This window comes from Streptomyces sp. NPDC006923, assembly GCF_040635655.1.
Lineage (GTDB): Bacteria > Actinomycetota > Actinomycetes > Streptomycetales > Streptomycetaceae > Streptomyces.
Map to the genome: position 1 here is coordinate 289,932 of NZ_JBEYIF010000006.1, position 12,278 is coordinate 302,209.

General features: G+C 70.7%; 11 protein-coding genes and 1 tRNA gene. 5 read left to right on the forward strand and 7 right to left on the reverse strand.

Annotated elements, in window-relative coordinates:
* Positions 1–10: 10 nt before the first annotated feature.
* The 5 genes from ABZ707_RS14690 to ABZ707_RS14710 form a co-directional block, all read right to left on the reverse strand.
* Positions 11–1,468, reverse strand: a complete 1,458-nt coding sequence (locus ABZ707_RS14690) for a penicillin-binding transpeptidase domain-containing protein (protein WP_360173297.1) — start codon at positions 1,466–1,468, stop codon at positions 11–13.
* On the reverse strand, positions 1,465–3,036 hold the full coding sequence (locus ABZ707_RS14695) for an FtsW/RodA/SpoVE family cell cycle protein (protein WP_360173300.1): 1,572 nt from the start codon (positions 3,034–3,036) through the stop codon (positions 1,465–1,467). Before ABZ707_RS14695 ends, ABZ707_RS14690 begins: the two co-directional genes overlap by 4 nt.
* Before the next feature lie 136 nt (positions 3,037–3,172).
* On the reverse strand, positions 3,173–4,456 hold the full coding sequence (locus ABZ707_RS14700) for a HAMP domain-containing sensor histidine kinase (protein WP_360173303.1): 1,284 nt from the start codon (positions 4,454–4,456) through the stop codon (positions 3,173–3,175).
* Positions 4,453–5,469 (reverse strand): hypothetical protein, encoded by a 1,017-nt coding sequence (locus tag ABZ707_RS14705; protein WP_360173306.1) that lies wholly within the window; start codon positions 5,467–5,469, stop codon positions 4,453–4,455. Before ABZ707_RS14705 ends, ABZ707_RS14700 begins: the two co-directional genes overlap by 4 nt.
* 168 nt (positions 5,470–5,637) lie before the next feature.
* Positions 5,638–5,955: a zinc-ribbon domain-containing protein gene (locus ABZ707_RS14710; protein ID WP_360173309.1), complete on the reverse strand. Its 318-nt coding sequence runs from the start codon at positions 5,953–5,955 to the stop codon at positions 5,638–5,640.
* Positions 5,956–6,146: 191 nt separating this feature from the next.
* Between ABZ707_RS14710 and ABZ707_RS14715 the strand changes: the two genes are divergently transcribed.
* Complete coding sequence (locus tag ABZ707_RS14715; protein WP_360173312.1) at positions 6,147–6,953, forward strand: nuclease-related domain-containing protein; 807 nt, start codon at positions 6,147–6,149, stop codon at positions 6,951–6,953.
* A gap of 75 nt (positions 6,954–7,028) precedes the next feature.
* Here the strand turns inward: ABZ707_RS14715 and ligD are convergent, their stop codons facing one another.
* Complete coding sequence (gene ligD, locus ABZ707_RS14720) at positions 7,029–7,913, reverse strand: non-homologous end-joining DNA ligase (RefSeq protein ID WP_360173315.1); 885 nt, start codon at positions 7,911–7,913, stop codon at positions 7,029–7,031.
* Positions 7,914–7,963: 50 nt separating this feature from the next.
* Between ligD and ABZ707_RS14725 the strand changes: the two genes are divergently transcribed.
* On the forward strand, positions 7,964–9,067 hold the full coding sequence (locus ABZ707_RS14725; RefSeq protein ID WP_360173318.1) for a Ku protein: 1,104 nt from the start codon (positions 7,964–7,966) through the stop codon (positions 9,065–9,067).
* A 258-nt stretch (positions 9,068–9,325) separates the two neighbouring features.
* Positions 9,326–9,397: transfer RNA gene (locus tag ABZ707_RS14730), tRNA-Arg, on the forward strand.
* A 929-nt stretch (positions 9,398–10,326) separates the two neighbouring features.
* On the opposite strand, the gene ABZ707_RS14735 is transcribed toward ABZ707_RS14730, so the two are convergent.
* Positions 10,327–10,707 carry a helix-turn-helix domain-containing protein gene (locus tag ABZ707_RS14735; RefSeq protein ID WP_360173321.1) on the reverse strand — a complete coding sequence of 127 codons (381 nt, stop codon included), beginning with the start codon at positions 10,705–10,707 and terminating at the stop codon, positions 10,327–10,329.
* A gap of 92 nt (positions 10,708–10,799) precedes the next feature.
* On the opposite strand from ABZ707_RS14735, the gene ABZ707_RS14740 reads away from it, so the two are divergent.
* Entirely contained in the window at positions 10,800–11,201 is a 402-nt protein-coding gene (locus ABZ707_RS14740) for a RidA family protein (RefSeq protein WP_360173323.1), read from the forward strand.
* Positions 11,202–11,833: 632 nt separating this feature from the next.
* A complete protein-coding gene (locus ABZ707_RS14745; RefSeq protein ID WP_360173327.1) occupies positions 11,834–12,172 on the forward strand; it encodes a hypothetical protein in 339 nt (112 codons plus the stop codon).
* The last annotated feature ends 106 nt before the right edge of the window (positions 12,173–12,278 follow it).

Sequence of the window (12,278 nt, forward strand, 5' to 3'; positions counted from 1 at the left end):
CCGGACCCCCTCAGTCTTCCAGTGCCTTCTCCATCACGGCCCGCGCGATCGGCGCCGCGTCGCCGCCGCCGCTGATGTCCGGCCGTCCGTCCGCCGTGTCCTCGACGACCACGGCCACCGCGACCGCCGGCCGCAACGCGTCGTCCGCCTGCGCCCAGGCGATGAACCAGGCATACGGCGTACCGGAGTTGCCCACCCCGTGCTGGGCCGTGCCCGTCTTCCCGCCGACCGTCGCACCCTCGATGGCCGCGCTCGCACCCGTGCCGTCCGTGACGGAGTCGATCATCATCTGCCGGAGCTGCTGCGCCGTCGCCGGACTCATCGGCCGCTCATAGGCGCGGTCGCCGGTGCGGGACACGGTGTCGCCGTCCGAGGTCATGGTCCGGTCCACCAGATAGGGGTGTCTGAGGTCGCCGCCGGCGGCCACCGCCGACGCGACCATCGCCATCTGGAGCGGGGTCGCGGTGGTGTCGAACTGCCCGATCGAGGACAGCGCCAGCTCGTCGGCACGCATGGTGGTGTCGAAATGCGACGTGGCGACGCCGGACGGGATCCGGAGGCCGCTGTCGTTGAAGCCGAACTTCTCCGCCGTCTCCACCATGCCCGCCAGTCCGACCTTCACCCCGAGCCCGGCCAGCACCGTATTGCAGGACCACCTGATCGCGTAGGCCAGCGACGCCCGGTCGCATCCCGCCGTCTCATTGGGAAGCGTGGTGGTCGTCCCCGGCAGGACATACGGCTCGGCGATCCCGGTCGGGGCGTCGGCGTCCAGGACCGTACGGGCTTCCAGCGCCGCCGCGGCCGTCACGATCTTGAACGCGGAACCCGGCGGATAGGTCTGCCGGATCGCCCGGTTGAGCATCGGCTGCGCGCTCTCGGCGTTCAGCCGGGACCAGGCGGCGGCGGCGCCCGGCCCGGTGCCGGAAAGCTGCCCGGGATCGTACGAGGGGCTGCTGACCAGCGCCAGGATTCTGCCGGTGGAGGGATCGAGCGCCGCGACCGCGCCCCGGCGCCCGGCGAGCCCCTCGTACGCGGCTCGCTGCAGGGACGCCCTGATGGTGGTGGCGACCTCGCCGCCGGGCTGGCGGCTGCGCGTGACGTCGTTCCAGAAGGGCAGCGGCGCCATCATCGGGTCGGTACCGGAGAGGACCTCCTCCTCAGCGTTCTCGATCAGCGTCGTGCCATAGGTCTGGGAGGCGTAGCCGGTGACGGACGCGTACAGCGGTCCCTGCGCGTAGGTGCGTTCGTACCGCAACTGCTGGCCGGTGTCCTTCGAGCCGGTGACGGCCTTGCCGTCGACGAGGATATTGCCGCGCGGCTGAGAGAAATCGGCCACGGTGGCCCGGCGGTTGGCGGGGTTGTCGTCGAGGCCGGGCGCCTCGAAGACCTGGATCCTGACCGCGTTGACGAGCAGCGCGACGAACAGCAGCAGGCAGAAGGCGGCGGCCCGCCGGATATGGGGGATCACCGGTCGTCCTCGGCGGTGGGTGCGACGGCCCCGTCCTGCGGGCTCTGCGGGACCTGCCGCTCGCGGAGCAGACTCCTCGGGTCTCCGGGATCTCTGGGGTATTTGGAGTCTCGCGGGTCTCGTGAGTCTTTTGGGTCCAGCCGCTCGCGGGAGGCGTAGCCGTCCCGGGGGCCGTAGCCGTCCCGGAGACCGTCCGCGTCCGGCAGCGCCGGTGCGACGACTCCGGTCTCCGCGCTCTCCGGGCGTGGAGTGCGGGCCGAGTCACTGACCCGCATGAGCAGCGCCACGATGATCCAGTTGGTGACCACCGACGAACCGCCCTGGGCCAGGAACGGCATCGCCATGCCGGTGAGCGGGATCAGGCCCATCACTCCGCCGCCGATGACGAAGACCTGGAGCGCGAGGATCGAGGCGAGGCCGACGGCGAGCAACTGCCCGAAGGGATCGAGCAGCGAGAGGGCCGCGCGGTAGCCGCAGAAGACGAGCAGCGCGTACAGCGTCAGGATGGCGACCAGACCGATCAGGCCCAGCTCCTCGCCCGCGGTGGCGAGGATGAAGTCCGACTTGGCGGCGAAGCCGATCAGAATGGACCGGCCGCGGCCGAGGCCCGTGCCGGTCAGCCCGCCGGCGGCGAACGCGAAGAGGGACTGCGCGAGCTGGCCGGGGCCGAGGCCCGCGTCGATGGTCGCGAAGGGATCGAGCCAGTCCTTGACCCTGCTGTGGACATGCGGTTCCAGCGAGCCGACGGCGAAGGCGCCGACCCCCGCGAGCAGCAGTCCCACGGCGATCCAGCCGGTGCGGCCGGTCGCCACGTACAGCAGGATCACAAAGAGCCCGAAGAACAGGAGCGAGGTGCCCAGGTCCCGCTCCAGGACGAGGACGACGACGCTCAGCAGCCAGATCGCGAGGATCGGTCCGAGGACCCGCCCGGCGGGCAACTGGAGCTTCCAGATTTTCCGGCCGGTGTAGGTGAGCGCGTTGCGGTTGGCGGCGAGATACGCGGCGAAGAAGACGGCGAGCAGGATCTTGGCGAACTCGCCCGGCTGGAAGGACAGTCCGTCGATCCTGATCCAGATCTTGGCGCCGTTCACCGCGGGATAGAAGATCGGCACGATCATCAGCACCAGCGCGGTCGCGACCGCGAGATAGGCGTAGCGCTGGAGCACGCGGTGATCGCGCAGGAACACGACGACCGCGATGAACAGCGCGACGCCCAGCGTGGACCAGACGAGCTGGGTGGGCGCGCCCTGGTCGGCCGTGCTCTCCAGGTCGAGGCGGTAGATCAGTACCAGGCCGAGCCCGTTGAGCAGGACCGCGATGGGAAGCAGCAGCGGATCCGCGTACGGGGCGCGGAGGCGGACCGCGATGTGCGCGAGCAGAGCGAGCATGCCCAGACCGGCTCCGTAGGCGCCCGCGTCCTGCGGTACGGCGTCCTGTTTGGCGACGCCGACGGTGACATAGCCGAAGACGGAGATGAGGACGGCGCAGACGAGGAGCGAGAGCTCGACGCCCCGGCGTCTGGCGCGTGGGCGCGCGGGCGGCGGAGAGCCCGCCGTCGTTGCGGTCATGACCCGCAACGTAGCAAGACGATGCGGCTTATGTCCGTTTATGTAATGACGCAAGGCATGTCGAACTCACGTCAGCATCACATCGCGATCCGCCGCGACGACGCATCCGGGGGTGCGCGGCGCCGGTCGGGAAGGGTTACGCGTTGGCTCGCGAGGGCTCGGCCTCGCCGGGCACCTGAGGCGGGTACTCGGGGAGCGCCAGCCGCGCCAGGGCCCCGCCCCCCGGGGCGTCGCAGAACACCAGCGCGGCCCCGATGGCGGCGGACTGGCCGGCCGCGATCGTCAGCCCCAGCCCGTGCCCCTTGCCGCCGCCCTCCGTGCGGAACCGCTGCGGCCCGTGCTCCAGCAGATACGCCGGATAGCCGTCGCCGTGATCGCGTACGGTCACGGCCGGACCGTCCACGGTCAGCACGACGGGCGGCCGTCCATGGCGGTGCGCGTTGGCGACGAGATTGCCGAGCACCCGCTCCAGCCGGCGCCGGTCGGTCTCCACGGCGGCGTCCCTGACGACCCGCACCTCGGTCGTGGTGCCCGAGGCCCGCACCACTCCCTCGGCCAGCGGCGCCAGCGCGTGGACGGCCAGATCGACCAGCTCCGTGCGGGCGTCCAGCCGGGAGATCTCCAGCAGGTCCTCGGTCAGCGCCCGCATGGCCCGTACCCGGTCGCGCACCATCTCGGTCGGCCGGCTCTCGGGCAGCAGCTCGGCGGCGGCGGAGAGGCCGGTCAGCGGGGTGCGCAGCTCATGGGCCACATCGGCGGTGAAACGCTGTTCGCTCAGCAGCTTGCCGTGGAGCGTGGACGCCATCGTGTCCAGGGCGCCGGAGACGGTGGCCACCTCGTCCTGGGGCCGTGACGGGTCCTTGGTACGGGGGTCGTCGACCCGTGCGTCGAGATCTCCCGCGCTGATGCGGCGGGCCACCTGCGCGGTGAGGTGCAGCCGGCGGGTCACCCGGGTGACGGCGAACGCGCCGACCAGGAGGGTGGCGCCGATCGCGAGCACGGAGGAACCGAGGATGGACCGGTCCAGATTGGTGATGGTGCTCCGGCTGAGGGTGTAGTCCACGCGGGCCGCGAGCGTGCCGCCGTCCGAGGGCCCGGCCGCCCACATGGTGGTACGGCCGTCGTAGTCGGCGACGATCGTGCCGCGCCGGCCGTCGGCGGCCAGCGCGCGCAGCGGCTCGGGCAGGCCGGGTGTGTCCATACCGGCGAACCGGGGGAGCGGCCGGCCCGCCTCGTAGTCCCGGGTCACCAGGTCCAGCCGGGACAGTGCCTTCGCACGCGCCGCATTCACGGTCTGGCGGGTCACCGAGACATGCACGAGCGCCCCGAGCAGGGCGGCCAGCGCGCAGCACATCACGGTGATGAAGACGGCGGCCTTCCAGGTGAGGGTCGCCGTCCAGGCCGGCAGCCGGGGCCTCATGGGACGTCCGCCGTCGGCGAGGCGTGCCGTAGCGGATGAAGACGCGTGAGCGGATGAACGCCCGGGGGCGCATGAGGATGCGTGGCCCGGTGACGGTGCGGAGGCTCGTGCACCTGCGGGAAACGGCCGCTCCCGGCGCCGGACACCTCGGGCGCGGAGCCGGTCCGTGCCGCGCCCCGCGCCATGTGCGGGGGCCCGTTCCCTGCGGTGTTCTGCGCCGCGTTCCGGGTCTCGTTCTGCGCCGCGTTCCGGGTCTCGTTCCGCGTTCTGCCCGGCACGATCTCGTCGCGGGTCGGGAGCATCACCTCCTGCCGGGCGTCCCAGGACCAGGCGGTCCGGTATTCGTATCCGGGGATGCCCGCCGAGACCACCCGCAGGATGAGATCCCGGCCCGCCAGCTCGGCTCCGACGACCCTGTCCGAGGTGGACATGATGCGGGTCAGCCCGCCGTTCTCGGCGCGGTAGCAACGGACGGCGAGCTTCCGGCCGGGCACGGTGATGCCCACGATCAGTTCGTCCCGGCCGTCGCCGGTCAGATCATGGCGGTAAGCCGTCAGGACCGGGCAGGCCGTCGTCTCTTCCGATCGCGCCGGGGGCTGTGTTTCGGACGGCTTCCGAGACCGCGCTCCGGGCTGGTCGCCGTACCGCCGCTCGCCGTGCACACCCGGCCGCGCACCGGCTGCTCCCGCAGGCCGTTCCTCGCAGTCCCCGAGCCGTTCGACGGTCTCCCGGGAGAACCCCCCGGTGCCCGCGATGCCGTTCGGGCGGGCGGCGGCCTCGGCCCGGACGACCGCCACCGGATCCAGGGCGCGGACGCTGTTCTGCGCGAGCTCGATGCCGGGGACCCGTGCCGTAGCGCTCCGTCCGAAGCCCGGCGGCGACGCGGAGGCGGCGGAGAGGCCCGGCCACAGACGCTCGGGACCGATGGCGGCCCGGGTGGGGCCCGCGCTCCTGAGACCGTTCGGATCGCCGCACGCGGACAGCGAGAAGGCCAGCGCGGCGGCGATGGCCACCAGCACTGTTCCCCCGGGGGCGCGGCAAGGCGACACAGCACTCCTGGAACGATCGGCCGTTCCATCACCTTATGGGTGATAAGTGCCGTAAGTCGCTTTCATCGCGCCGCTGGGCCGTGCGGGGTGCGGCGGAACGAGTGAGCGGGATCCGTCCCGGCGCCGGACCGCTCAGCGCTGGTACGGGTTCCGCTGCTCCGGCTGTCCGTGCCCAGGACCGTACGCCGGGCCGCCACCCGGCCCGGCGGACTGCCCGGCGGCCTGGGCGAGGAGCTGGTCCGCCTGCTCCTTGCTCACCCGCTGCTCGGCCCCGCAGAACGTGCACTGCGTCCGGTATTTCGTGGAGAACGGGAACAGCGGCACAAAGAACAGCGTGAACTTGGTGACGTGCTTCTTCAGCGTGTGCGCCGACGGATTGCCGCACTGACCGCACACCAGCGTCAGTATCGCCAGTTGGTAGAGGTACCCCTTCGTACCGAAGATGATCATGGTTGGCTTCCTTCCGCGAGACGCGCCCCGTGGGGAGAGTGTGCCGCACACGGTGCCGGCCGGGCGGTCGGTCACGTCGCCGCTGTCCCGTTCTCACCGGCGGCGGACGGGAGTTGTTGCCGCGCGGGCCCGGGGCTGTTCCCATGGGGGTGGAGGGCGATGTGGCATGGCCCCCACGGGAGTGATGTGGCATGACCCGATTACGCGTCGCACCGGCGCGCCGGCACGGGCGGGACCGGCTGTATGTCAGCCTGCCCGGCGGCACGGCCGTCGCCTGGTACGACCAGGACGCCGGCCGCGTGAGCCTGCTGCCGGGCGCGAGCCGCGACGATGTGCTGACCGCGCTCGCGCCGTATCTCTCCGGCGAGGTGACCGTCGGACCGCCCCCGGTGCCCACACCCGCCGATCTCGACCGGCTCTCCCTCCATCCCGACGACGATCTGGCGCCCAACCGGCCGGGCGAGGAACTCCACGCCGGACTCGACGCGCGCCCGGCTTCCGCCTCCCGCTGGTTCAACCGGGACCCGCGGCCCGGGGAACTGCTCGCCCACCAGATCCTCGGTGAGCGGCTCGACCTCCTGGAAGGCGCCGGCTGGCGGGTCCTGCACTCGATCCCGCTGCCCGGCGCGGCGCGTATCGATCACCTCGCGATCGGCCCCGCGGGGGTCCTGGCCGTACGCACTCTCAACGCCCGCAAACAGCGGGTCCAGGTCAACGACCCCCTGGTCGGTACGGGCAGGGCCGCCCCCCTCCCGCAGCTCCGCTGGGCCCGCCGCGCCGCGGAACGCGCCTCGCACGCCCTGGCCGCCGCCGTATGCCCGGTACTCGCCGTGGTCGAGGCGTCCCGGCTGGACGTCCCGCCCGCGCTGCCGGACGTACGGATCCTGCGGGACACCGAGATCCCGGAGCTGGCGTCCCTCGGCGGCGTACTGAAACCGGCGGACATCGAGGCCCTGTACGCCACGGCCCGCGACCGCCGCACCTGGCTGCGGGTGTAGCGGCGCGGCCCGGCGGACCGGGCGCGGGTCCGGGGCCGGCAGCGTGCCGGGGCCGGGCGCGGGTCCGGGTCGGGTTCAGGGCAGGAGCCCGGCCCGGCCGGGGTCGGTGAGCGGGCCGAGGAGGTCTCCGTACCGGTCCAGCCGCCCGGCGATGTCGTCCAGACGGAAGACAAGCTGCCCGGCCGCCGTACAGCTCTCGACCTCCTCCCAGGTCACCGGCGTGGAGACCGTCGGCTCCGCCATCGCCCGCAGGGTGTACGGGGCGGCGGTCGTCTTCGCCGCCGCGTTCTGGCTGTGGTCGACGAAGACCTTTCCGGGCCGCAGTGAGCGGTTCATCCGGTGCACCACCAGGTGGGGCAGCGCCGCCTCCGCCTCGACGGCCAGGGCCTTCGCGTACGCCGAGACCTCGGCGGAGGGGGCCCGCTCCAGCGGTACGAGGAGATGCAGTCCCTTCGACCCCGAGGTCTTCGCCCAGGACTCCAGCCCGTCCGCGTCCAGCCGCTCCCGCAGCCAGAGCGCCACGGCGCAGCACTCCACGGCGGTGGCGGGGGCTCCCGGGTCCAGGTCGAACACCAGCCGGTCGGCGCAGCCGGGTTCGTCCGCCTGCCACTGGGGCGTATGGAACTCCACCACCAGATTCGCCGCCCACATCAGCGTCGCCAGATCGCCCACCACGAGCTGCCGGGTAGTCCCCGCCGTGGACTTGGGCAGCTCGGCGATCCGGACCCAGGAGGGGGTGCCGGGCGGCGGGTTCTTGGTGAAGAACCGCTGGCCCTCCGGCCCGTCCGGATAGCGCAGGAAGGAGAGGGGGCGGTTGGCGAGATGGGCCAGCAGAGGGCCCGCCGTACGGGCGTAATAGTGCAGGACCTCGCCCTTGGTGGTGTCGGTCGTGGCGTACAGGACCTTGTCCAGGTTGCTGAGCGCCAGTCGCCGCCCCTCCACCTCTGTGATCGGCGTCATACGATGAGAATCCCACGAATCCCGCCGATCCCGAACGAAAGGGATGGAACGTGCGATCCATATGGAACGGTGCGATCTCCTTTGGTCTGGTCAGCATCCCGATCAAGCTGGTGAACGCCACCGAGAACCACTCGATCTCCTTCCGCCAGGTCCACAAGACGGACATGGGCCGAATCCGCTACCGGAAGGTCTGCGAGCTGGAGGAGCGGGAGGTGGCGTCGGGAGAGATCGGCAAGGGGTACGAAGAACCCGACGGGTCGATCATCCCGATCACCGACGACGACCTGGCAGCGCTGCCACTGCCCACCGCGAAGACCATCGAGATCGTCGGCTTTGTCCCGGCGGCGTCGATCGATCCCCTCCAGATGGATACGTCGTACTACCTCGCCCCGAGCGGCGCCGCCGCGGCCAAGCCGTATGTGCTGCTGCGTGAGGCCCTGAAGCGCAGTGACAAGGCCGCCGTCGCCAAATTCGCGCTGCGCGGGCGGGAACGGCTGGGCATGCTCCGGGTGATGGACGAGGTGATCGCCATGCACGGCCTGCTCTGGCCGGACGAGATCCGCACCCCGGTCGGCGTCGCGCCGGAGACCCAGGTCACGGTGCGGGACGCCGAACTCGACCTGGCCGACGCCCTGATGGACACGCTGGGCGCGGTCGACCTCGACTCGCTGCACGACGACTACCGCGAGGCGGTCGAGGAACTGATCGCAGCCAAGGTCGAGGGCGAACCGATGAGGGAGCGGCAGCCGGCGGAGAGCGGGGGAGGGAAGGTCATCGACCTGATGGCGGCGCTGGAGAACAGCGTGCGCGCGGCGAAGGAGGCGCGCGGGGAGGACGGGAAGGTCGCGGAGGTCACGCACCTCAAGTCGAAGGCGAAGCCGGGGGGCGGGCAGGGGGAGGAGTCGGCCGGGGCGGGGTCGGTCGGGAAGGCCGCGGACGAGAGTTCCGAGGAGAAGACCGACGGGAAGGCAGCGGCGAAGAAGGCGGCGGCGAAGACCCCGGCGGGCCCGGCGCGGAAGACGGCGGCGAAGAAGACCACGGCGGCGAAGAAGACCGCAGCGGCCAAGAAGTCCACGGCGGCGAAGAAGAGCGCGGCCAAGAAGACCGCCACGGCGAAGAAGACCTCCGCCTCCGGGAAGCGGGCGTCGGCCTGAGCGGCTCGCGGCTCTCGTTGAAGGGCGCCAACGGTCCCTCGGGCGACGGGACATGGGCCGGATGACGCCGGGGTCACCCTTGCCGAACCGGACGTCCATCAGCTCGCGACCCCCACCGCCGGGCCCGGCCGGTCCCGCCCTCCGCCGCGCCGCGCCCCGCTTCCGCCACCCGGCCCACCCGAACGGGAAATACCTGTTCACGGCCACCCCGCCGAAGCTGGTAGGGTTCCTTTCGTCGCCAAGCACCACAGGCGACACGCCCCCGTAGCTCAGGGGATAGAGCAACGGCCTCCGGAGCCGTGTGCGCAGGTTCGAATCCTGCCGGGGGCACTCCAGCTCGGACAGCGTGATCAACCCGCTGACCTGCTGAAGTGCCAGACTTCAAGAGCCGGACCCAGTCTCACTGGGTCCGGCTCTTTGTCGTTGTGTGGCACTGATCGCGTGTGAGCGGCGAGTGAGCGTTCAGGCAGGAGCCAGGAAGCGAAACATGGCCTGCCCGTCGGCTTCAGCCTCGGGATCATTCAGCTGCCGCCACGCGGCATGAGTGGGGTCATGCAATGCTCTGGCTGCCGCAAGCTTCCTGCGATCCCCCTTCTCCAACTGAGCCCTCACCGCGATCGGGTCTCCAGGAAGCGAGAGCAAGAACGCCGGGGTTTGCCCCTCGGTCGGGCGGCCTCGCCCGACACCCCCCATACGCCCAGGGGCCAACTCCCCTGGGGCAGCAGAGCGCCGGCCACGATCGAGCAGGCCCGCGTGCAGCGCCGCCGTCAGGCCGCGGTGACCTACTTCTTCCAGTTCCGCCCGATCCGCCGCTCACTTCCGGCGAACGGCACCCGCTGCTGGCCGCGTTCCGCGCGGCGGCGGCGCCGCATCTGCTCCCGCCCGCACCCTGTGCAGCATCTGTGCCGAGCGGTTTGGGACGCCCAGGACGTCCGTGACGACGCGCACGACGTCGGAGCGTCTAGGTGCGAGCAGCGTTGGTCCGGGTGGTTCTGGAGGTCGAGAAGACCGGCGACGTGCGGGGCACCCACAGAGTGGAGTCGACCGCCCGGCACCCGGAACCGCTGGACGGATCCAAGATTTTGGGGTTGCGGTCTACCTCGTCTGCGCCGGCAAGCGAGGGCACGCGGCGGTCACGGGAGGACCTTGGTGACGCGCCGCGATGCCTCAAGCGATCTATCTGCCGCCAGGTCGGCAAAGTCCGTGAGCACAGGGTCACGAGCACGTCAACGGACTCGCTCAGGGCAGTTTCATGGCTGTCAGGCGTCGGCGTCGAAACTGGCGCGGGCGTTCTGGATGTAGCTGTAGTTCTGCTGGGTCCAGCCGCATATCGCGTCGCACGCGGCGAGCAGGCCAAGGCCCGGTTGGGTGAGGTTGTACTCCACTCGCGGCGGCACGGTGGGGTACACCTTCCGGTGGACCAGACCATCGCGCTCCAGCGTGCGCAGGTTCTGGGTGAGCATCTTGTGGCTGACGCCCTCGACCTCGTTGCGCAGTTCGCTGAAACGCATAGTGCGCTTGCCGAGCACGTCGATGATCAGGAGCGCCCACTTGTTGGCGACGTCCGAGAAGATCTCGCGCGCGAGGGAGTCCGCGCGGCGCAGGTCGGCGTCCTTTGGTACAGGCGGCGTGGTTACCATCAGGTTCCTCAGTCTCAGAAAAGTGCGTTCTTGCAGATCAGCCCTCACTCTCTTACGGTTCCTGAGGAACCACAAGAGAGAAAGGCAGATCCGTGACCACCACTGACGTCTTCAACCACAACATCCCGGTGGAGAGCAGTTTCGGCTACTCGCAGGCGATCAAGTCCGACGACCTGGTGCACGTCTCCGGACAGCTCTCCTTCAGCGAGGCAGGCGAATTCCACTACACGGGCGACGCCGCCGCCCAGATCAGGCAGACCCACGCCTGGATGGACAAGGTCCTGGCCCACTACGGTGCCACCCGGAATCAGATCATCTCGCAGATGCTGTACGTGGTGAACCTGCGCGAGAACTTCGAGGCGACGGCTCAGGCCAACGTGAGCTACTTCGGCGACCACCGTCCGGTCAGCACGATCCTGGGTGTCCCTGACCTGGGCTTCCCCGACCAGGTCATCGAGATCAGCTTCATCATCGACATGAAGCTGCCCGCCTGAGGTCTCCTCCTCTCGCATCCCGCAGCTCGCTGGAGACGCTGTTCAGGGCTGACAAGCAGGTTCTCGGCTTGTGGTGCAATCTTCGGCAGGGATGGACAGTCGGGTGTTCGTCACCTGTGGAAGGGTCTCTGGGATGCTGCCTCGGCCCTGGTTTGACCAGGTGCTTGTCGAGACGTCGTTGATCGTGCCGAGGCCGCGCCGGCGCGTGTGCTGCGCGCCGCTGGAGGCGTCGAGCCCCCGACCGTGTCATCCCCGGTTGCGGACCGGCTTCTGAGACTGCCTGGCGGCCCTGGCGGATGGGCTCTGTTGGAGCTGACCGACGCCGCGCTGGGAACGGACGGGCCGGTGCGGTCGACGGTCGGGCTGGCCCTGCCGCCGGAGCGCCGGGGGGAGGGCGCGCGGTGGGCGTCAGCAGGGCGGTGGTGCCGTGCGCGGGCGAGTCCTGGCTCAGGTCACCCATCGGCTTGCGATGGGCGCGCCACTTTCTTCATGGGTCGCGACAACCTCGGTGAGGGCCGCACGTCTGGTGGGTTGAAGGGCGGTTACCGGGACGGCATCTACAGTCCCGGCGCCGCTCGGCCTGTCAAGTGTTCAAAGAACTCTTTGGAGCGATCTGTATGCAGCATGCCCGCATGAAGAAGCCGAACCGGCGCATGAGTGCGTGGGTGTTGGGGTCGGCCGCCGGTCTCGCCCTCGTGGTGGGCGGCGGTTTCGCCGCCCAGGCGGCCACCACCGCCCACGCGCATCCGGCCAAGTCGGTACCGGCCCACCCGAAGCCCGTGCCCTCCGCCCCCGGAACGCACGGGTCCGGCGACAGCAACCCGACTCCGGTCCCGGGTGACGAGAACGGCAAGCCCTACCCGAAGCCTGTGCCCTCCACCTCGGTAACGCACGGGTCCGGCGACAGCAACCCGGTTCCCGTCCCGGGTGACGAGAACGGCAAGCCCTACCCGGGTACCGCCGGCCGCTGAGCCACCGACCACCAGTGCGGGGGGGGGGGGGGCCCGCCCCCCCCCCCCCCCCCCCCACGACACCAGACCAGGCAAGAATACTCACAAAAAAAACGCCAGACAGACG

Coding starts and splice junctions, on each gene's coding strand:
- ABZ707_RS14695 (WP_360173300.1), bottom strand. CDS start 3,036: ATGACCGCAACGACGGCGGGCTCTCCGCCGCCCGCGCGCCCACGCGCC.
- ABZ707_RS14700 (WP_360173303.1), bottom strand. CDS start 4,456: ATGAGGCCCCGGCTGCCGGCCTGGACGGCGACCCTCACCTGGAAGGCC.
- ABZ707_RS14710 (WP_360173309.1), bottom strand. CDS start 5,955: ATGATCATCTTCGGTACGAAGGGGTACCTCTACCAACTGGCGATACTG.
- ABZ707_RS14715 (WP_360173312.1), top strand. CDS start 6,147: ATGACCCGATTACGCGTCGCACCGGCGCGCCGGCACGGGCGGGACCGG.
- ligD (WP_360173315.1), bottom strand. CDS start 7,913: ATGACGCCGATCACAGAGGTGGAGGGGCGGCGACTGGCGCTCAGCAAC.
- ABZ707_RS14735 (WP_360173321.1), bottom strand. CDS start 10,707: ATGGTAACCACGCCGCCTGTACCAAAGGACGCCGACCTGCGCCGCGCG.
- ABZ707_RS14745 (WP_360173327.1), top strand. CDS start 11,834: ATGAAGAAGCCGAACCGGCGCATGAGTGCGTGGGTGTTGGGGTCGGCC.